This is a genomic window from Mesorhizobium loti (assembly GCA_014189435.1).
Lineage (GTDB): Bacteria > Pseudomonadota > Alphaproteobacteria > Rhizobiales > Rhizobiaceae > Mesorhizobium > Mesorhizobium loti_G.
Map to the genome: position 1 here is coordinate 707,310 of CP050293.1, position 20,224 is coordinate 727,533.

The window sequence follows — 20,224 nt, forward strand, 5'->3', positions numbered from 1 at the left end:
GAAAATAGTCCGGCGTGTTTTTTGAGAAATGACCGGTATTTCGCTCGCGCGGCATCCCAAGGCGTAAGGGAACCGTCAGGGATTTGGCATTGTTGTGAAGGGTCCGAAAAAACCGACGACCAGTGATAGCTTCCCCTGCTCGGAAACGCGGCAGGTGTCCATGCTGTCGGCGCCTCGAAATCCGTTGTCGCCTCTCGGCACCCAGCCAGAACGCAGGAAATCATGATGGATATCGACCAGGGTTGTCCGTTCCAGCCAGAAGCCGGGACGGGCTTTCACGACCTGGTCGATGTGATGGAGCAGCGCCTCGGCTCCGGAGATATGCACCGTCGGATCGATGTATGTGCCGTCCGGTTCGAATGAGGCGAACAACAGCCGGCGACGCTCTTCAGGTTCCGGGTCGAACCAGGCCCTGCAGTAACTATTCACCACACTTTCCACGTCGAACATCAGAACCTCCCTTTTGAAACCGCCGGACTGTCTCAGCTTGCAAGGTCCGCGCGACCTACTGTTTGAGTATGCCGACAATCGCCTCGCCGTCGGTGAAGTAGGGATCGCCGCCACCATTGCGCCCGGTGCTGGTGGCTCCGACGCCGGAAAGATCGCTGGTCGAGATCAACACACCGGCGGTCGCCAGATCGCGCATCAGAAAATCGCGCTCGGCGTCGATGTCGGGGCCGATATGATGGGTGACGGCGCCGGTGTCGTGGCTGAGGCCGACGCCGCGGTCGAAGCTGGCTGAGCCCAGCCACAGCGGCCGGCCGTCATCGCCGGTCGCACCGGTCTGCCAGAAGCGGACATGATGCCGGCGATCGGCGCTGCGGCCCTCCGGCTTTTCGAAGGCGAGATCCTGGGCGCGGCCGTCGAACAACAGCCGGCTGACCGGCGCATCTGGATAGGGATGGTCGAACAGCACGCTTTCACCGATCTCGATCGCGGTCTTCAGGGTCACGGCGTCGGCGGTGTCCCAGCCGGCGACGGCGAATGCATGGACAACCTCCTTCTGCGTACCGACAAGGCCGACATTGATGGGGTCGCCCGGAATGCCTTGCGGCGTGTGCGTCACCATCTCGAAGCTCTGCTTGCGAAAGCCGCGGTCGTGAAACGTCCAGAATTCCGGTGCGGCGAAATAGGCCAGCGCCAGATAGGCGCCCACAATAGCGGCCAGCCAGATCGTCGCGCGGCGCCTGAGGCTTCGGTTGGTCATCTGCTCCCTATATCGTGGTGGGGTCACCATGCCTTCGTCATCCTAGGGCGGAGCAAGGAGCGAAGCGACGTGGCGCAGACCCTAGGATCCATGCCGCGACATCGGCCGAAGAATACAGCGGTTCAGAACGAGCTGCACTGCCTGAGAGGTGGCGTACGCATCTCGGACAGCATCGCACCGTCGCACTGCTCACAGGTCACGGCATGGATCCTAGGGTCTACGCGACGTCGCTTCGCGACTGCTCCGCCCTAGGATGACGAAGAGCGTTCCGCCAATCTCCAACATCCACGATGCCATAATTCAGCGGCAGGCGCGATAACCGTTCTTGCGGTTCTTGATGTCGAAATGGAAATGGTTGCGGTGGTCGTAATTGTAGCCGGGGCCGAGCACGGTGGTGAAATACTGGCAGCCATCGGCGCGTACATTGTTGAGGAAGCCGCGGGTGCGGAAGGCGAACAGGCCGGGCTTGCGCACATCGATGTCGTCGCCATTGTTGAGCTCGATGCTCATGACGTCGAGCGCATTGCCCTTGCCGTGCTCCGACAGCACGCCTTCGCCGGCAATGTTGCGGCAGGAATAGCTGGAGCCTTGGTGGATGGTCTTGACGCCGGAGAAATAGCGCCAGCGGGCGGAGGGAACGAGCTCGTTCTTCGTCCAGCCGGCGAAGGTGGCGGCCATGTCGCAGGTCAGCGTCGCTGCGGGCTTCATCTGGATGCTGCCGATGGCCGAGACCTTGACGGGATAATCGATGCCGCACTGGCCTTCATGGATAGGCTGGACATCGGTGTAGACGACCCCAAGGCGCTTCAACTCGCTGCGGCAGTCGGTCTCGCTGGCCGGCATCTGCTCGGGTTCGGACATCGGCTCGTCCATGCGCGGATAAGCGGCGGTCATGTAGGGATTGGACGGCACGAGCTTCTGCATGCCCTCATATTGCGGCACCGCAGCCGTCTGCGAGCCGACGTCGACGGCCGGCTGCAGCGACAGCACGCTGCCGGTGTTGCAGGCGGAGACAGCGGCCAGCGTAAGTCCGGCGGCCGCCATCGTTGCATGTTTCGATTGGCGCGCGGTGGCGAGAAAGACGGCGCGAAATTTGCCGGCCATTGGCGGAATCCCTTTGACGGATATCCGGCATTTTAACGATCAAGGGTAAAGGAAAACTCAGTGACCGCGTTCACGCCTGCGGCCGAATTGCGGCAAGCGATCTCGGCCAACCACGTTCAATGGCAGAACGTTCCGCCATGCCGGCGCGGTTCGAGATCGAGATGGAAATGCAGGGAATGATCGGCGTCGGCGCCTGGTCCGAGCACGGTCTTGAAGGGTCCGCAGGCGGCCTTGCGCACGGCGTTGAGGAATTTGCCGTCCTTCTCGGGCGGTGCAGGGCCGACCTCGATCTTCTTGCCGTCCGACAGCGTGAAGCTGGCGATGTCGAGCGCGTTGCCAAAGGCGTGCTCCGACAATTTTCGTGTGCCGTGACGCGGCCGGCAGACAAAGGCCGATGCCTGGCCGATCGATTTCAGGTCCGCACCGAATTCGGCTTTCGCCGCCGGCTGGATGACATCGGCTGCAAAACGGGCCGCCGCCTCGGCCATCGGGCAGTTGAGTTCGGTGCCCGGGGCAATCGCAATCGACTTGCCGAGTGTCTTCAGCACCAGGGGATAGGGGATCGAACAGCCGATTTCGGCGTTGCTTTCCGCCTTGTGCTCCTCGAATTCGACGCCGAGCGACTTCAGCCGTTCGCGGCAGGCGACTTCCCCGGCGGGCATCTTCTCATCGGGCCGGTCGGCCGAGCGCGGATCGGGCAGCATCTTCTCGTCGCCTGCGTCGGTCGGCTTTTGCGGCGGCTGCGGGCCAACGGCCGGCGGCTGAGCCTCGGGCTCCGCGATGTCAGGTTTTGGTGTCGGTGTTGGCACAAAGGCGGGCGGCTCGGGCTCGCTTTCCCCGGCTGACGGCTCTGGGGCCGACGGCTCGGGGCGTGCCTGCTTTTCCTGATGAGATTTTTCTTCGGGTGCTCCGGTGGTCTTCGGACCATCCGTCTTTGCAGCATCGGCCTTTAGACCTTCCGGGCGTGGCTCGGGCACCGGAATACCGGACCTGGGCACCGGAAGATCGGCAGGCGAGGGCTGGGGATCTCTGTGTTTTCTGCTGTGTCTGGCTGGGTGAGACCTGCCGGTGGCGTCGCGGTTTCAGGCGCTTTGCGCCCCGCGGTTTCAGGGGCTGGTCGACTCGCGGTGTCAGAGGCTGCTCCACCCGCGGTGTCGACGGCTTGTGATGCCGATGGCGCTGTCTGGCCTCGGCCGGCATCACCAGCAAAGCCGTGACGGCCATGAGCAATGCGATCCTGCATGTTCGGGAAAAGACAATCGACCCCATGGCCCTCAACGGCGCCGACGCAAGGAGGTTGCCTTGGCCGTATCACGAACGGTAACCGCGTCGTCACGCGCCGATCGCTTCCAGACCCTCCTCCAGCCAATCGGCAAGGAGCGGCATGCCGAGCAGGTATTTTGCCGTGCGCTTGTTGGCACGGTCGCGCGCCGCGGCAAGCGCGTCCACCCATTCGGCGGCGTCGTAGTCGCCGCGACCGACCCAGGCCAGCGCGATCAGTTCGGCTGCTTCATCGACATTGAGGTCGTTGATCAGCTCGCGCAGCTCTTCTTCGGTAAGGTTCTCGGAGCTTTCCTCGGCAAGGCCGTCATGGTGATGGTTGACATGGGACTCGCCGTCGAGCTCGACCTCGTGCTCGGCGCCGTCGGCATAGTCTTCGTTGACGGCCGCGCTCAGCGCCTTGGCCTTGAGGATGAACAGGCGCACGGTGTCGGGGCCGATCGAAAGTTCCCAATCCTTTTCAAGCCGCCGCTGCACGGGCCGTCTCCGTCAGGTCGTTTGCCGGATGATAGCGAATTTGCAGCGTCCGTCACGCTATCTTCGCCGCGCGCCTTTTTTCCGGGATGAAACGGCTGGCATCAGGCGTTAGTATTGCATTCTCAACCCTCCAGGAGGCTTCGATGCATAAAAGAATGCTGATCCAGGCTGCAACCGCGCTGGTCGCGCTGCAGTTCTTCGCCGTCCCGACGTTCGCCGCCGGCAGTGGCGGCGGCAGCGACCAGACCGTCACCCAGTGCAAGAAGGGCGAAGTCTGGGACAAGAAGAAGAAAAAGTGTGTCGCACCCCAGGAAGGCATGCTGGACGACGACAGCATCTATGATGCAGGCCACGCGCTGGCGATGGCCGGGCGTTATGACGAGGCGATTGCCGTGCTCAGCCTCGCCGCCAACAAGCAGGATCCGCGCATCCTCAACTATCTCGGCTATTCGCACCGCCATTCCGGCCGCGTCACCGTCGGCCTCGGCTATTACGAGGAAGCGCTGCGCATCGACCCCAACTACACGCTGGTGCGCGAATATCTCGGCGAAGCGCATCTGCAGATCGGCGATCTGGCCGGCGCCCAGCAGCAGTTGACAGAGATCGAGAAGCGGACCGGCAAGGGTTCGCGCGAATACGGCATGCTGGCCGAGCAGATCGACCATTTCATGAGGAGTTGAAAGGCCCCCCAGGGGTCTTCGGAGCGGCCGCGAGTGATCGCGGCCGCTTTTTTGTTACGCCTCAGACTTATTAGCCGCTCCCGACTGATGAAAGCGGGGATGATTTTTACAAAACCGATTTTTGGACGTGAAAAACCCGCGAAGATTGCTATATTCAGGGAAATTGCGGTGAAACGGTTCCGTTAGCCCGAGGCTGCCGGACCGTTTTCTTTTTGTACCCATCGACAAGGCTTTCCCCGAAACGCGGGGGTGGCAGCAGGAAAGGTCAGGCATCATGAACAAGGTCCCGATGACAGGCGAGGGGTTCGCGTCATTGAAGGAAGAACTGCGCTGGCGCCAGCAGGAAGAGCGGCCGCGCATCATCGAGGCGATCTCCGAAGCGCGCTCGCATGGCGACCTGTCCGAAAATGCCGAGTACCATGCCGCCAAGGAGGCGCAGAGCCTCAACGAGGGCCGCGTCAACGAGCTTGAAGATTATATCGCGCGCGCCGAGGTGATCGACGTCAGCAAGCTCAGCGGCGACAAGATCAAGTTCGGCGCCACCGTGGTGCTGGTCGACGAGGACACCGAGGAAAAGAAGACCTACCGGATCGTCGGCGACCAGGAGGCGGACGTGAAGTCAGGCCGCATCTCGATCTCCTCGCCGATCGCGCGTGCACTCATCGGCAAGGAAGTCGGCGATGCCATCGAGGTCAACGCGCCGGGCGGTGCCAGGGGGTATGAGATCGTCCAGGTGCAGTTTATCTAGGGCCTTTGAGGGCGCGCGGATCTGCGCTGATCTGCTTTCAAGCTAAGGTTGGCGCCGCCCCTCATCGCCCTGCCGGGCACTTCTCCCCGTATAGTGACGGGGAGAAGGACGCTGCCACCGATGATTTCGCCAATGTTCAGCGTTTGCAGATATGCGCCGACTTTGCGTTCAGCCCTCTTCTCCCCGTCACTATACGGGGAGAAGGTGCCGGCAGGCGGATGAGGGGCAGCGCCAGCCTTTCCGATAGAGTTCAATTCTTACCAGCGTGGGCCTTGGCAACGAGCTGAAGTCCTAGCAGCCTCTCTGCTTCCGCCACTACCTTCGCTGGCGCAACACGCCCCCCGGGCACTGCCAAAAGCGTCGATGCATAAGGCCCGCGCGGACCGGTGAGACCGGGCTCGGTTGCCAGGAACACCGCAACCGTCGGCAGTCCGAAGGCGCTGGCGAGGTGGGTCAGTCCGGTGTCGGCGCCGATAACCAGCGTCGAGCGGCCGAGGAACGCGGCGATCTCGGCCAGCGGCGATTTGGGCACCACCACCGTTGACCGGGCGGCCCCCGCAATCGCTTCGGCCACGGTCTTCTCACGCTCGTTCGACCAGGTGGTGACCGGCGTCATTCCACGCTCAACCAGCAGGCGGGCGGTTTCGATCCAGTCCTGGACAGGCCATTTCTTGTCTTCGCGGCTGGTGCCGTGCAGCAGGAAAGCGGTTTTTCCAGAAATGCCGGCCGGAGTGCCGGCCGGTGGCACAATGCCGGAGTCCAGCGTCGAAAGGTCGGGCTGATAGCCGAGCGCCAGGCCGAACAGCCGCCGCGTCCGCTCGATGGCGTGCAGGTTGCGCGGCACGGCATGGGTGACATCGTAGAACAGCGTCGCTGAGGGTTCGCGCGCGCTGGAGCGGTCGAAGCCGGCAATGGGTGCGCCTGCCTGTCTTGCCACCAGAGCCGATTTCAGCAGGCCTTGCGCGTCGATGACCAGGTCGTAGCGGCAATCGCGCAAGGTGCGGCGCAAGGCGGCTGCCTCGCGCCAGGTGCCGCCGTCGAGCAGCGCCTTGCGCCAGCGCCGGATCGCCACCGTGTGGATCCTGTCGATGGCCGGGTGCAGCGCGACGATGCCGGCGAACGCCTCTTCGACGCACCAGTCGAAGGTCACGTCGGGTCGATTTAAGCGGGCATCCTCAACAGCTGGAAAGGTGTGGATCACATCGCCCATCGAGGACGTCTTGACGATCAGCACCTTCATGCCACGGCCGGGATTTCAAGCAACCGGTCCGCTGCCGCCGCGACCTGGCCGACTTCAAGCGTCTTCAGGCAGTTGAGGTGGCCGAGCGGGCAGACCTTCTGGTGGCAGGGCGAACAGGACAGGCCTAGCCAGACCAGTTCCCGGTGTTCTGCCAGCGGCGGCGTGTTTTCGGGGGAGGTCGAGCCATAGACGGCCACGATCGGCGTGCCGACGGCGGCCGCGACATGCATCAGCCCGCTGTCGTTGGACACTGCCAGTCTGGCGGCTGCTATCAGGTCGATGGCGTCCTCCAGCCGCGTCTGCCCGGCGAGGTCGACGACGCCGGGGGCAAGGGCAGCGATCTCCGCCGTCACGTCGCGGTCGTTCTTCGAGCCGAACAGCGCGACTTTCAACCCTTTGCCCATGAAATCGCGGGCAAGCCCGGCATAGCTTTCGCTCGGCCAGCGCTTGGCTGGGCCGAATTCGGCGCCGGGCATCAGTGCGACGAATTTCTGCGGCGCCAGCCCGAACCGGTCGAGCAGGGCGACCTGGTTTTTCGTGTCCACGCTCAGCCGGGGCGCCCGGAAGCTGCCGCCCTGGGCGAGGCCGAAATAGGCCTGCGCGGTTCGCCGTTTGACGCTGTCGGGCAGTGGCACGATGTCGGTCAACAGGCCATAGCGCATCTCGCGCAGATTGCCGACACGGCGCGGAATGCGGGCAAAGAACGGGATCAGCGCCGATTTCCAGCTTCCCGGCAGGATGTAAGCCATGTCGTAGCGGCCGCGCAGCAGGCGGCCGAAGCGGCGGCGATGGGTGAATTCGAGCGCGCCAGGTTTGAGCGGAAAGTCGATCTGCTGGCGGATTTCGGGCATCCGCTTGACCAGCGGTGCGGCCCAGGCGGGCGCCAGCACATCGATGGCGGCGTTGGGATGCAGCTCCTTCAGCGCCGAGAACAGGCACTGCGCCATCACCATGTCGCCCACCCAGCGTGGGCCGATCACGAGGATCGTTGGGCTTTCAGCCATTCGACATAGTCTCTGACACCGGTTTCCACTGTCCGGAATTGGCCATTATAACCGGCCGCGCGCAAACGGGACATATCAGCTTGCGTAAAGCTCTGGTAGCTGCCCTTGAGATGGTCGGGGAAGGTGATGAACTCGATCTCACCCTTGCCCAGCGTGTCGATCACCGTTTCGGCGATGGCGCGGAAGGGCTGGGCGCGGCCGGTGCCGCAATTGAAGATGCCGCTTGAGCCCCGTTTCCACAGCCACAGATTGACGTCGGCGACATCGCCGACATGGATGAAGTCGCGGCTTTGTTCGCCAGGCCCGAAGCCGTCATAGGCACCGAACAGTTTCGGGTTCTGGTCTTGTTCGACCTGGTTGAACAGATGGAAGGCGACCGAGGCCATGGCGCCCTTGTGCGCTTCGCGCGGGCCATAGACGTTGAAATAGCGCAGGCCCGCGACCTGCGAATGATCGGTATCGAAGACCGTGCGCCTGACATAATCGTCGAACAGCTTCTTGGAATAGGCGTAGACGTTGAGCGGCCGCTCCAGCGTGGGATCCTCGCGAAACTCCGAGCCGCCGCCATAGACGGAAGCCGAAGAGGCGTAGAGGAAGGGCACGCGCAGCGCCTGGCTTGCGTGCAGCAGCCGCTTCGAGAAGGCGTAATTCACCTCCATCATGAATTTGCCGTTCCACTCGGTGGTGGTCGAGCAGGCGCCCTGATGGAAGACGGCCTCGATACGGCCGAGCGAGCCTGCCTCCATGCGCGCTAAGAAATCGTCCTTGTCGAGATAGTCGGCGATCTGCAAGTCGGCGAGATTGGTGATCTTGTGGCCGTCGGTGAGGTCGTCGACGACGAGTATGTCGTCGTGCCCCTCGGCATTCAGCGCGGCGACGATGTTGGAGCCGATCATGCCGGCGCCGCCCGTGACGATGATCATGAAGGCCTCTGGTTGCTTGCGATTCCGGTCCTTATAAGGGAGGCCAGCCGGGCTGTCGACAAAGCAGGTGGTCGCCCCATCCCACCGTTTGCGATCTTGTCTATTTTGTCTGTTTTGTGTATTATGTGCAAAACGGAGTGTCCATGAAACACTATCCATCGACCGATCTGAAACAGAATCTCGGAGACGTGCTTGCGGCTGCCAGCCAGCAGCCCGTCTCCATCACTCGTCATAACAAGCCGAGATACGTCCTGATGAGCATCGAGACCTACGAGGCTCGCTTCGTCAACGACAGCCGCCGCGCCTACGCGGCCAAGGACGCCCCAGCCGAACATGTCGAGATGCTTGAGGAATACATCGCAGAGCTGGATCGTGATTAGACCCATTGCCGCCGACGTCTGGCGATATCCATATCTGTGGCATCGCCAACATGGAGACGGTGAGACCGAAGGCCGAAAGTCCCGGCCTGTGGCCTTCGTGGCTGTCCTTCCTGGGAAAGCAGGCGGTACGAACCTCTTCATCCTCGCAATCACTTCCACGCAGCCGGGCCGCGATCGCGTTGCCGTTAGCATCCCGGAAATTGAACGCCGCCGCGCCGGCCTTGACCCTATCCCCCTTTGGGTCATAGTCGACGAGTACAACCACGATATCCTGGAATCTTCAGCCTATTTCGAACCGGGTGCGCGCATCGGCGCATTCAGCCCATCATTCCACAAGAAAGTCATGTCCGCTTTCATTGCGGCTGTCCGCACGGGCCAATCCAAAGCCATCCCGCGCGCGGACTGAGCCGCCCGAAACCGGGCAGGGCATAATCGTGAGGGACAAGAAATGCCGTCGACCGAACTGCTGCTGGCGTTTTTCGCCACCACGGCGATCTTCGCCTACATTCCGGGCCCGGCGATGCTCTACGCCGCCGCGCAGACGATGGCGCGTGGCCGCTGGTCGGGCCTGACGGCGGCACTTGGCATCCATTTGGGCGGCTATGTGCATGTTTTCGCCGCCGCCGCCGGCCTGTCGGTGCTGTTTCACGCCGTGCCGACGCTCTATTTGGCGGTCAAGCTGATCGGCGCGCTCTATCTGATCTGGCTCGGCGTCTCGCTGTTTCGCAAGCGCGTGGACGGCGATGCCGCGTTGCCCGCGATCGAGCGGAAATCGGCACGACGCGCCTTTTTCGAGAGCATCACCGTCGAGGTGCTCAATCCGAAGACGGCGATCTTCTTCATGGCATTCCTGCCGCAGTTCATCGATGCCTCGGCGGCGTTTCCGGTCTGGCTGCAATTCGTCGTGCTGGGAACGATCGTCAACCTGATGTTCTCCTCGGCCGATGTCGTCTGCGTTTTCTTGGCGGGCGCCGTGATCGGCCGCTTGCGGCGTTCGAGCCGTGCACAGCGGCTGATGCAGCGGGCCGGCGGCGCGGTGCTGGTCGGGCTTGGCGTCCACGTTGCCCTGCAGAAGAGCTGACGCATCGGACAGTCGCGGGTCATGTCCTGACGTTGCGCTGCGTGGATTTGCGGTATATCGGCAGGCATGAACGATCCGGCCCGTAAATTGACAATTTTCAGCACGATTGAGATTTGCCTTGCCCTCGCGTTGCCAGTGACATGATCAAGCACAATCCGCCTTCCCCCGAACCCCTGCACCGCGCCATTGCGCGGTTCGGCCAGGCCACCGTGCTGGTGGTCGGCGACTTCATCCTCGACCGTTTCGTCAACGGCGTCATCGAGCGGATCTCGCCGGAAGCGCCGATCCCGGTGCTGCACGGGCGCGGCGAGACCGCGACGATTGGCGGCGCCGGCAATGTCGTGGCCAACATCGTTTCGCTCGGCGCCACCGCTGTTCCTGTCTCGGTGATCGGCACCGATGTGGCGGGCGACAGCCTGGTGCGGATGCTCGGCGAGCTTGGCGTCGACACGGCCGGCCTGTCGCAGGATCGCGGCCGCATGACCTCGTCGAAGAGCCGCTTCAGCGCGCTCAACCAGCAGGTGCTGCGCTTCGACGAGGAGGAAATCAAGCCGCTCGGCACCGTGGAGCGCGCTGGCCTGATCCGGCATTTCCGCGATGCGCTGCCACGTGCCGACATCGTTGTCCTGTCCGATTACGGCAAGGGCATCCTGCTCGACGGCGTCGCCGCTGATCTGATCGCCATCTGCCGCGAGGCGGGAAAACCGGTGCTGGTCGATCCGAAGGGCCGCGACTATGCGCGCTATGCCAGGGCGACCGCCATCACCCCCAACCGCAAGGAACTTGGCGAGGCCGTCGGCCATGCGGTGTTCGCCGATGAAGAGATTGTGGCTGCGGCACGCCAGCTGATTTCGGCGCACGGTTTCGACTTCGTCGTCGCGACGCGCAGCGAAAAGGGTATGAGCGTGGTCGGCCCGACCGAGGCACGCCACATCGCCACCCAGGCGCGCGAAGTGTTCGACGTTTCGGGCGCCGGCGACACGGTGATCGCCAGCTTCGCGCTGGCGTTGGCCGTAGGCGCCGATACCGTCATGGCGGCCTCGATCGCCAATGCCGCCGGCGGCGTCGTGGTGGGCAAGCGCGGCACCGCGCGGCTGACGGTCGAGGAACTGACCGGCGCGCTGTTCCGCTCGCATGGACCGACCGCTCACAAGGACGCCATCCTCGATGCCGCATCGGCCGCGCGCATGGTGGCGGCGTGGAAGGAAGAGGGCCTGAGCGTCGGCTTCACCAATGGCTGTTTCGACATCCTGCATGCCGGCCATGTCAGCCTCTTGCACGCGGCGCGCAGCCAGTGCGACCGGCTGGTGCTCGGCCTCAACAGCGATGCCTCGGTGCGGCGCCTGAAGGGCGCCGGGCGTCCGGTCAACGACCAGCACGACCGCGCCTGCGTGCTCGCAGCGCTCGCCTCGGTCGATGCGGTCGTGGTGTTCGATGAGGACACACCGCTGGCGCTGATCGAGGCCTTGCTGCCCGACATACTGGTCAAGGGCGCCGATTACACGGTCGACACCGTGGTCGGCGCCGATGTGGTGCAGAAGGCCGGCGGACGCGTCGTGCTGGTCGATCTCGTCGCCGGCAAGAGCACCACCAACACCATTGGCAAATTGCGCGCCGGCGGCACCACAAACTGAGGGTTTCATGTCCGACTTGAACGATTACCTGGTCCGCTCGGCGGCTGCCATATCAGCCACGGTCGAGCGCGACCTGACCAGCGAGATGGAGCGGGCGGCGAGCGCCGTCGTGACGGCGCTTTCGTCTGGGAAAGCCTTCCTGATCTGCGGCAATGGCGGCTCGGCCAGCGATGCCATCCACATCGCCACCGAATTGGTCGGCCGCTTCCTCAAGGAGCGCAAGGCCTACAATGTCATCGCGCTGACGGCCAACGCCGGGGTGCTGACCGCATGGGGCAATGACTATGGCTTCGACACGGTGTTTGCGCGCCAGGTCGAAGCGCATGGCGCGGCCGGCGGCGTGCTTCTGGCAATCTCGACCAGCGGCAATTCGCCGAGCATCCTCGCCGCCGCCGAACAAGCTCGGATGATGGACATGACGGTGATCAGCCTGACCGGCGACACCGGCGGCAAGCTCAAGCCGCTGTCCGACATTCTCCTCAACGTGCCTTCTACCTCGACGCCGATCATCCAGCAGGGGCATCTGTGCCTCTATCATTATCTGTGCGAGGTGGTCGAAGCGCGTCTCAGCAATGGCTGACTCCACGACGTCCGGCCCCTATCCGTTGGCAGAGCCCGGCCTATGGGTAGAGCGGGTCGGCCGGACGGTGTTTCCCGCCGGTACGCCGGCGCTGTTCCTCGACCGCGACGGCACCATCAATATCGATACCGGCTATCCCGACGATCCAGCCGAAATGGTGCTGCGCGCGGATATCGCCGCAGCGATCGCCGCCGCCAACCGCGCCGGCATTCCCGTCATCATCGTCACCAACCAGTCGGGCATCGCGCGCGGCTATTACGGCTGGGGCGATTTCGCTGCCGTCAATGGCCGCGTGCTGGAATTGCTAGGCGGCGAGGGCGCATTTGTCGACATGGTGCTGGCTTGCGCCTATCACGAAGCGGGCTCCGGCCCGCTTGAGGTCGCCGATCATCCGATGCGCAAGCCCAATCCGGGCATGCTTCTGGAGGCGGCCAAACGCCTCGGGCTTGATCTGCAGCGTTCGCTGATCGTCGGAGACAAGAAGGCCGACATGGAGGCGGGACAGCGCGCCGGCCTCTCGCAGGGCTGGCTGGTCGACGGGCAAGCGGCCGTTCAATCGGGCTTCGCGGTCAGGCCCTGGCGCGACCTCGAGGATTTCGACGGCCTGCTCGCCGCAATAGCGGCACTTGGCGCCGCGTCGGGCGAGCCGTGATGGCTCACACAGGATCGTTGTCTCGCCAGGCTTCATAAAGCTTGGCCTCGGTGGCGAACGAATACACCATCACCATCATCGAATAGACGAAGCCGTGCCGGCCGCACAGGAAGTAGCGCTTGGCCAGGTAGAATTTCAGGAAGTTGCCGAGCGGCGACAGCACCAGTTTTACCAGGCCAGGCTTCTTGCCCCGTTCGACCAGCGTGGCAACCTTGAGGCTGGAGTAGGTGTTGGCCCTGGCTAGGTCCTCTGCGATGCTCATTTCGCGGCGGTGCAGCAGCACGCCATTTTCAATCGTGCCGGTTTCGCCCGGCACCTCGAACGATTCATGGACCCGCAAGTCGAGGTCCATGGTCGCCTTGTCTCGGCGGAAAAGACGCAGCAGCCTGTTGTGCAGCACCCAGCGGTGCGCATAGCCATAGCCCTTCAGCTTGTCGCGGCGCCTTATGTACCATCCGTCGAAGCCGACATTGCGAGGCTGCGTCACGTCCACGATCGACTGCCTGAGCAGGTCGTCGATGGCCTCATCGGCTTCAATCGAAAGGCACCATGGCTGCGTGGCCTGATCGAGGGCGAATTGCCGCTGGCGTGGAAACCCCGGCCAGTCGTTGTGAAACAGCCTTATCGGGTAGCCCTTGGCGATGAACTCCTTGACGACGTCCAGGGTGCTGTCCGTCGAGCCTGAATCGACGACGATGATCTCGGCGCAGAAGTCGACGCTTTCCAGGCACTGGCCGATCATGTCGGCTTCGTTCATGCAGATGACCAGCGCCGAAACCGGGCTAGCAAATCGAGTCATGGTCCCACCCCAAGGCACACTGTTCCCGGAATTGCGCTGCTTCGCCCCATCTGTTTTTACGCAATCCCCAAGGGAAAGCGCTATGCGCTTTTCCCAGGAAAACCGTTACACACTTTTTTCGGAATTGCTTTAGGAAACCAACACGACAGGTCACGGCAGAACGATCCGGCTTTCTACACGACAGCCTATCGAATGCCAAAGCGGCCCTGATATGGCGAACTGCGCAACCCGTATCGTCCAGGCCCGATACGGGGCTGGTGTTCGACCGGCTCAAGGCTGTGCAAACGAGACCAGCCCTTCGTCCTTGACCCGGCGGATGGTGAGAGCGGTGCGCACCGTGTCGACATTGGGGGTCGAGGTCAGCTCCTCGATGACGAAGGTCTGGAAGGCGCCGAGGTCGCTCGCCACGCAATGCAGCAGGAAATCGGATTCGCCCGACACCATCCAGGCGTCGCGCACGATCGGCCAGCCGCGGGTGCGTTCGGCAAAGATGCGCAGCTCGGCGTCGGCCTGGTGATGCAGGCCGATCAGGCAGAAGGCGACGACATCGAGGCCGAGCGCCGGTGCATTGAGCAAAGCGCGGTAGCCGCGGATGATGCCGGCTTCCTCCAGCCGTTTGACGCGGCGCAGGCATGGCGGCGCCGAAATGCCGACGCGGTTCGACAGTTCGACATTGGTCATGCGGCCGTCGCCCTGCAGTTCGCGCAGGATCTTCCAGTCGATGGCGTCGAGGTCGGCCTTGAGCGGCATGAGGGCTCTCGAGAAGTCAGGGGCAACACGCAAGAATCTTGCGTGATTTTGTAATTAAACGACTTCGCTGTCCATTCCATCCCTCGCCTGGAATATTTCGCAGGATCAAGCGGAGGGACAGGGTGCGACAAAGCTTTCCGGGGACGAACGCCAACTTGCCTTGCTGGCGTCGTGGGCAACACTTACATTACGCGCGACAACGACCGAGTTTTCCATGCCGCAATTGCCGGCAGCCCTCCACAGAGGCTTCTAGATGACCACCAAGCACGCGCCCGTTCTCATCATCGGTTCCGGTCCGGCCGGCTATACGGCGGCGGTCTACGCCGCCCGCGCCATGCTGAAGCCGATGCTGGTCGCCGGCCTGCAGCAGGGCGGCCAGTTGATGATCACCACCGATGTCGAGAACTATCCCGGCTTCGCCGACCCCATCCAGGGTCCGTGGCTGATGGAGCAGATGCTCAAGCAGGCCGAGCATGTCGGCACCGACATCATCAACGACATCATCACCGAGGTCGATCTCAACGTGCGGCCGTTCCGTGCCAAGGGCGATTCCGGCACCACCTACACCGCCGACGCACTGATCATCGCCACCGGCGCGCAAGCGAAATGGCTGGGCATCCCGACCGAACAGACCTTCATGGGTTTTGGCGTATCGGCCTGCGCCACCTGCGACGGGTTCTTCTATCGCGGCAAGGATGTCGCGGTCATCGGCGGCGGCAATTCCGCGGTGGAAGAGGCGCTCTATCTGTCGAACCTCGCCAAGAGCGTTACGGTCATCCACAGGCGCAACGATTTCCGCGCCGAACGCATCCTGCGCGAGCGGCTCTTGAAGAAGGACAATGTCCGCGTCATCTGGGACACGATCGTCGACGAGATCACCGGCCGCCCCGGCAAGACGCCGCTGCCGCCTTCGGTCGAGGGCCTGAAGCTGCGCAACGCGGCGACTGGCGAGGAAACGCATCTGAAGATCGACGGCGTGTTCGTGGCGATCGGTCATGCGCCGGCGGTCGAACTGTTCGCCGGCAAGCTGAAGCAGAAGCCGAACGGCTATCTGTGGACGGCGCCGGATTCGACCCGCACCGACGTGCCCGGCGTGTTCGCGGCCGGCGATGTGACCGACGACATCTACCGCCAGGCAGTGACGGCGGCGGGCCTCGGCTGCATGGCCGCTCTCGAGGCGGAGAAATATCTGGCCGGCATCGAAGTGCACCGCGAAGCGGCCGAGTAGAGAGTTCAGAGAGCGGCTTAGAAACGCCGTGTAAAAGCCTGATTTTTCATTCAGACGCCAAAACAGAACGAGGGGAATCATGGCGTTGGACTGGGACAAGCTACGCGTGTTTCACGCTGCGGCGGAGGCGGGGTCTTTTACCCATGCGGCCGAGACATTGCATCTGTCGCAATCGGCGATCTCGCGGCAGGTCAGCGCGCTCGAGCATGATGTCGGCGTGCCGCTGTTCAACCGCCACGCCCGCGGGCTGGTGCTGACCGAGCAGGGCGAAATGCTGTTCCGCACGGCGCATGACGTGCTGATGAAGCTCGAGACCATCAAGTCACGACTGACCGAGACCAAGGACCGCCCGTCGGGCGTGCTTCGGGTGACGACGACGGTGGGCTTGGGCGCCGGCTGGCTGACCGAGCGGGTGCAGGAATTCATCGAGCTCTATCCCGAAATCAGCCTGCAGCTGATCCTCGCCAACGAGGAACTCGACCTCACCATGCGCCAGGCCGATTGCGCCATCCGGCTGCGCCAGCCGCAGCAACCGGACCTGATCCAGCGCCGCCTGTTCACCGTGCATTTCCACCTTTACGCCGCCCCATCCTATGTCGCCAAGCACGGCAAGCCGGCTTCCGTCGCCGAGCTGAAGAGCCATCGCATCGTCACCTTCGGCGTGCCGGTGCCCTCGCATCTGTCGGAGCTGAACTGGCTTGAAACGGTCGGCGATTTCGACGGCGGACAAAGGGTGCCGACGCTGCAGATCAACGACATCTTGTCGATCAAGCGTGCGGTGCAGGGCGGTGCCGGCATCGCCATGCTGCCCGACTATGTGATCAGCAAGGACTCCGACCTGGTGCAATTGCTGCCGGAGACCGAAGTGCCGTCCTTCGACACCTATTTCGCCTATCCCGACGCGATGAAGAACCAGGCCAAGCTGCATGTGTTCCGCGATTTCATCATCGCCAAGGCCCGAAGCTGGTCCTTCTGATTTTCGCGCTGTTCTGAAGTTAATCCCGCCAGGGCGTCAGGCGAGGCAGCCAGCCGGGCACGTTGCGGCGGTAGGTGTCGTATTCGGCGCCGTAGCGGTGGGCCAATGTCGGCTCCTCGTAGAACCGCACGAAGGAACCCATGGCAATCGCGCCGATGACGGCATAGGCGACCAGCGTCCAGCTCGAGAACAGCAGCGCCTGACCGAGGATGATCGACAGCACGGCGACATACATCGGGTTGCGGACATGGCGGTAGATGCCGCCGATCACCAGCCTCTCGGTCGGGGCGACCGGAGCGGGCGTGCCGAGGCCCTCAAGCGCAAAGCGGCCGAAGGCATGCAGGAGTGCTGCGATCGCGGCGACGATCAGGAGCCCGCCAACAGGCACAAAGCCCGGCAGGCTTGACCACGGCAAGCCCCAGCGGTCGGTCAACAGCCAGGGCACCAGCCCGGCAACCACGCAGGGTGCCGCAATGAAGAAGGCCGCACTGCCGGCGATCGCCGAAAACGTCCGCATTGGTTGCTTCTCCCTGATTGCCTTAGAAATGAACGTCTGCTGCCCGCTTCTACGTCATGACGCAGTTTTGGCAATTTGGGGCAAAAACCGGCGGCGATTCGCGATTCTCTAGTGACAATCGCCCGGTTCAGCGCTCCATTTTGACGATTTTGCTGGTCCTATTGGCTCCTGGAATGGGTTAGACCACAGCCTGCGTCTTTTTGCATGCGTGTGTTGCAAAATAGATGCTTGTTTCTTGGGCATGATGAGCACATATATAGATCATCTCCTGGGCGCGTTCTCCTCCCATTAGCGCCCTCGAGTGTTCCCCTCTGGAGGTTAGCCTTAACAGGCACTCCAATCAAACTCAGCCGGATCTTCGTTGATCCGGCTTTTTTGTTGCCTGCACCCTGCTGGGCCGGCCAAAAAACCCATCACAATTGCGCGTAACAGTGACATGTAACCTCTGGTAACATATCCCGGACGCCCGCGACCTGCTATTGAGAGCATAGGACGCGGTGTGGTTCGGACGGGAGATGGGGGCATCACTCGTACGGCCCGGGCTCAGGCGGCTACCGCGTCCGAACCGTTTTCTCCCGCCGAAGTTCGGCGGCATCAAATGCGGCGGACCTGACGTTTTACCTCCCAAGGAAACGGTCCGCGAACAAAACGACGCCCGGTCCCCGCCGGGCGTCGTTTTCTTTGCCCCTCGAACCGAGGTTCGAGGGGCGTGTGATGGTGCTACGGGTCAGGCAGCCTTGCCGTTGGTATTCATCGCCTCGTCGGCCAGACGGCCGGTGAGTTCGGCCATGTGGTCGAAGACGGCACGGTAGCTGGCGACGCCCGCGGTCGCCGAGCGCAACTCGATGATCAGGTCGCCGATCTCGGCTTGCGGCATGGTTGCCTCGACGACATCCCATCCGGGCCAGTCAGGCCGCGCGTCGTAGCCAAGGATCTGGCCACGCCGCTGCGGGATGAGCGCGATGATCTTCGAGGTGGCGTCGGACGGCGTGACGATCTCGACCTTCATCACTGGCTCCAGAAGCACCGGCGAGCAAGCGGCCATGCCTTCCTTCATCGCCAGCCTGGCCGCCATCTGGAAGGCCATGTCGGAGGAATCGACCGCATGGTAGGAGCCGTCGGACAGGTTGACGGCGACATCGACGACGGGAAAGCCGAGCGGCCCGGACTTCAGATAATCGCGCACGCCGGTTTCGACCGACTGGATATAGGTCTTCGGCACAACGCCGCCGGTGATGGTGTCGGTGAACTGGAAGCCGGAGCCGCGCGGCAGCGGCTTGATCTCGATCACCACGTCGCCGAACTGGCCATGGCCGCCGGACTGTTTCTTGTGACGGCCGCGCTGCTGCGCCGGTTTGCGGATCGTCTCGCGATAGGGCACCGCCGGCGCATGGCCTTCGACCGGTATCTGGTTCTTGCCCTCCAGCCGCTCGCGCACGACACGCAGATGCATCTCGCCATGGCCAGACAGCACGGTTTCGGCCGAGTCCTGGTTGTGGCGCAGGCTGAGCGAAGGGTCCTCCTCGGCCAGCCGCTGGATGGCGGCCGACATCTTCACTTCGTCCTTGCGCTCCTTGGGGCGCAGCGCGAAGGCGAAGACCGGTTGCGGCGGTTCGAACTGGAACAGCTGTTTGGCGCCGCCCTTGGCCGAGCTCAGCGTCTGGCCGGTCTTGACCTCGTCCAGCTTGCCCAGCGCCACCGTGTCGCCGGCCTTGGCGATGGTGAGCTTGGACTGGTCCTTGCCGAGCATCCGGTAAATGCCGGAGACCTTGGCCGTGTCGCCGCCGGGCAGCCAGAGTTCGGAGCCGTCGACGACCTGACCTGACAGGACGCGCGACACCGACAGCTTGCCGCCATGCGGCGTGTGGATGGTCTTCATCACCTGGACCACGGTCGCCGCGCCGTCGGGTGCGCCGAGCCGCTTGCGGGTCGCCTCGATGTCGGGTGCGTCGTGGCGGATCGCCTTCAGGAGGCGCAGCACGCCATTGCCTTTCTCGGCGGTGCCGATCAGCACCGGCGTCACGGCGCCGTCGCGCAGGTCGGCGGCGAGATCGTCGAAGATCGCGTCCTTGGGCGGCTCGATCTCCTCGAGCAGCTGTTCCATCAGCTGGTCGTCATGGTCGGCCAGCGTCTCCAGCATGGAGAAGCGCGCCTCCAGTTCGCGCGCCTTGTCGTCGCCCGGTATCTGAGCCACCTCGCTTTCGGCATATTCGCGATAGATGTAGGCACGCTCCAGCGCCAGATCGATCGAACCGATGACGACGCCGTCCTTGCGCAACGGAATCTGGCGCAACAGCAACGGCACGGCACTGGCCGGCTGCAGCATCTTCAGCGTGTCGCGCACGCCGGCGATTGCCTTGTCGACCTTGTTGAGGAACAGGATGCGCGGCACGCCGAGATCGTCGAGCTTGCGCATGATCAGCTGCAGGGCAGGAATCTTTTTTTCGTCGGCCTCGGCTACGACCACCGCGAGGTCACAGGCGGCCAGCACCGGCTCGGCCTCGAAGGAGAATTCGATGGAGCCGGGACAGTCGACGAATGTGATCTGCTCGCCCATGAATTCGGTGGTGGCGATTGTCGCCTCGACGCTCATGGCGTGGGCGCGCGCCTCGGGCGAATGATCCGAAACGGTGTTGCCTGATGAAACGGGATTTTGTCGGGGGATTGAGCCCGTACGGGCCAATATGGCTTCGAGAAGTGTCGTCTTACCGCTTGCGAAGGGACCGACTATGGCAATGCATTTCGGTCCCGTGCGTCGTCCTCCGGCGCGAGTACCCATGACTGACCTCCACTCAGGCGTTTCCCGTAGGACCGACTGGCTACATGGTTCAGGCGTGGTCAATCGGTCCTGAGCGGCGGCCGGCCTGTTCGACCGTCGCGGGCGGGGTTCTTTTCAAGTGCCACCTGCCCAAAGCCATCGTCCCACTTGTTTGCCGGCAGGGCAAGAAAAATAGAATTCCGGC

21 protein-coding genes and 1 pseudogene are annotated in these 20,224 nt (G+C 63.2%); 10 read left to right on the plus strand and 12 right to left on the minus strand.

The features are described 5' to 3' along the window. Nucleotides 1-75: 75 nt before the first annotated feature. The 5 genes and pseudogenes from HB777_03380 to HB777_03400 form a co-directional block, all read right to left on the minus strand. Entirely contained in the window at nt 76-450 is a 375-nt protein-coding gene (locus HB777_03380) for a hypothetical protein (protein QND63055.1), read from the minus strand. A 55-nt stretch (nt 451-505) separates the two neighbouring features. Beyond that, the gene (locus HB777_03385) at nt 506-1,207 is read right to left on the minus strand and encodes a hypothetical protein (protein QND63056.1); all 702 of its coding nucleotides are present in this window, start codon (nt 1,205-1,207) and stop codon (nt 506-508) included. A 300-nt stretch (nt 1,208-1,507) separates the two neighbouring features. Continuing rightward, entirely contained in the window at nt 1,508-2,311 is an 804-nt protein-coding gene (locus tag HB777_03390) for an extensin (GenBank protein ID QND63057.1), read from the minus strand. 116 nt (nt 2,312-2,427) lie between these two features. Next, nucleotides 2,428-3,457 (minus strand): annotated as a pseudogene (locus HB777_03395) (extensin family protein). A gap of 186 nt (nt 3,458-3,643) precedes the next feature. Then, nucleotides 3,644-4,069, minus strand: coding sequence for a DUF3775 domain-containing protein (locus HB777_03400; GenBank protein ID QND63058.1), 426 nt, complete (start codon nt 4,067-4,069; stop codon nt 3,644-3,646). Between the two features lie 143 nt (nt 4,070-4,212). On the opposite strand from HB777_03400, the gene HB777_03405 reads away from it, so the two are divergent. Beyond that, nucleotides 4,213-4,749 (plus strand): tetratricopeptide repeat protein, encoded by a 537-nt coding sequence (locus HB777_03405; protein QND63059.1) that lies wholly within the window; start codon nt 4,213-4,215, stop codon nt 4,747-4,749. A 274-nt stretch (nt 4,750-5,023) separates the two neighbouring features. After that, entirely contained in the window at nt 5,024-5,497 is a 474-nt protein-coding gene (greA, locus tag HB777_03410; GenBank protein QND63060.1) for a transcription elongation factor GreA, read from the plus strand. Nucleotides 5,498-5,747: 250 nt separating this feature from the next. Here greA and waaC read toward each other — a convergent pair whose 3' ends face one another. Genes waaC through rfaD form a run of 3 tightly spaced genes read right to left on the minus strand, consistent with a single transcriptional unit; the run spans nt 5,748 to nt 8,664 of the window. Next, the gene (gene waaC / locus HB777_03415) at nt 5,748-6,737 is read right to left on the minus strand and encodes a lipopolysaccharide heptosyltransferase I (GenBank protein QND63061.1); all 990 of its coding nucleotides are present in this window, start codon (nt 6,735-6,737) and stop codon (nt 5,748-5,750) included. Beyond that, nucleotides 6,734-7,741: a lipopolysaccharide heptosyltransferase II gene (waaF, locus tag HB777_03420; GenBank protein QND63062.1), complete on the minus strand. Its 1,008-nt coding sequence runs from the start codon at nt 7,739-7,741 to the stop codon at nt 6,734-6,736. Before waaF ends, waaC begins: the two co-directional genes overlap by 4 nt. After that, the gene (gene rfaD, locus HB777_03425) at nt 7,714-8,664 is read right to left on the minus strand and encodes an ADP-glyceromanno-heptose 6-epimerase (protein QND63063.1); all 951 of its coding nucleotides are present in this window, start codon (nt 8,662-8,664) and stop codon (nt 7,714-7,716) included. Before rfaD ends, waaF begins: the two co-directional genes overlap by 28 nt. Before the next feature lie 143 nt (nt 8,665-8,807). On the opposite strand from rfaD, the gene HB777_03430 reads away from it, so the two are divergent. From HB777_03430 to HB777_03455, 6 genes are all read left to right on the plus strand, one after another. Then, on the plus strand, nt 8,808-9,044 hold the full coding sequence (locus tag HB777_03430) for a type II toxin-antitoxin system Phd/YefM family antitoxin (protein QND63064.1): 237 nt from the start codon (nt 8,808-8,810) through the stop codon (nt 9,042-9,044). Continuing rightward, nucleotides 8,998-9,450 (plus strand): hypothetical protein, encoded by a 453-nt coding sequence (locus HB777_03435; protein ID QND63065.1) that lies wholly within the window; start codon nt 8,998-9,000, stop codon nt 9,448-9,450. Before HB777_03430 ends, HB777_03435 begins: the two co-directional genes overlap by 47 nt. 42 nt (nt 9,451-9,492) lie before the next feature. After that, on the plus strand, nt 9,493-10,125 hold the full coding sequence (locus tag HB777_03440) for a LysE family translocator (protein QND63066.1): 633 nt from the start codon (nt 9,493-9,495) through the stop codon (nt 10,123-10,125). A 140-nt stretch (nt 10,126-10,265) separates the two neighbouring features. Then, nucleotides 10,266-11,759: a D-glycero-beta-D-manno-heptose-7-phosphate kinase gene (gene rfaE1 / locus HB777_03445; protein QND63067.1), complete on the plus strand. Its 1,494-nt coding sequence runs from the start codon at nt 10,266-10,268 to the stop codon at nt 11,757-11,759. Between the two features lie 7 nt (nt 11,760-11,766). Then, nucleotides 11,767-12,339 carry an SIS domain-containing protein gene (locus HB777_03450; protein ID QND63068.1) on the plus strand — a complete coding sequence of 191 codons (573 nt, stop codon included), beginning with the start codon at nt 11,767-11,769 and terminating at the stop codon, nt 12,337-12,339. After that, nucleotides 12,332-12,991 (plus strand): HAD family hydrolase, encoded by a 660-nt coding sequence (locus HB777_03455; GenBank protein ID QND63069.1) that lies wholly within the window; start codon nt 12,332-12,334, stop codon nt 12,989-12,991. Before HB777_03450 ends, HB777_03455 begins: the two co-directional genes overlap by 8 nt. A 4-nt stretch (nt 12,992-12,995) precedes the next feature. Here the strand turns inward: HB777_03455 and HB777_03460 are convergent, their stop codons facing one another. Together HB777_03460 and HB777_03465 are read right to left on the minus strand one after the other, a co-directional pair. Continuing rightward, nucleotides 12,996-13,790 (minus strand): glycosyltransferase family 2 protein, encoded by a 795-nt coding sequence (locus tag HB777_03460; GenBank protein ID QND63070.1) that lies wholly within the window; start codon nt 13,788-13,790, stop codon nt 12,996-12,998. Nucleotides 13,791-14,060: 270 nt separating this feature from the next. Continuing rightward, nucleotides 14,061-14,540: an Lrp/AsnC family transcriptional regulator gene (locus HB777_03465; protein QND63071.1), complete on the minus strand. Its 480-nt coding sequence runs from the start codon at nt 14,538-14,540 to the stop codon at nt 14,061-14,063. Nucleotides 14,541-14,793: 253 nt separating this feature from the next. On the opposite strand from HB777_03465, the gene trxB reads away from it, so the two are divergent. Then, a complete protein-coding gene (trxB, locus tag HB777_03470; GenBank protein ID QND63072.1) occupies nt 14,794-15,768 on the plus strand; it encodes a thioredoxin-disulfide reductase in 975 nt (324 codons plus the stop codon). Between the two features lie 79 nt (nt 15,769-15,847). Then, nucleotides 15,848-16,744 carry a LysR family transcriptional regulator gene (locus tag HB777_03475; GenBank protein ID QND63073.1) on the plus strand — a complete coding sequence of 299 codons (897 nt, stop codon included), beginning with the start codon at nt 15,848-15,850 and terminating at the stop codon, nt 16,742-16,744. Between the two features lie 19 nt (nt 16,745-16,763). On the opposite strand, the gene HB777_03480 is transcribed toward HB777_03475, so the two are convergent. Together HB777_03480 and HB777_03485 are read right to left on the minus strand one after the other, a co-directional pair. After that, nucleotides 16,764-17,261 (minus strand): isoprenylcysteine carboxylmethyltransferase family protein, encoded by a 498-nt coding sequence (locus HB777_03480; protein QND63074.1) that lies wholly within the window; start codon nt 17,259-17,261, stop codon nt 16,764-16,766. 727 nt (nt 17,262-17,988) lie between these two features. Then, nucleotides 17,989-20,040, minus strand: a complete 2,052-nt coding sequence (locus HB777_03485) for an elongation factor G (protein QND63075.1) — start codon at nt 20,038-20,040, stop codon at nt 17,989-17,991. Nucleotides 20,041-20,224 lie beyond the last annotated feature (184 nt).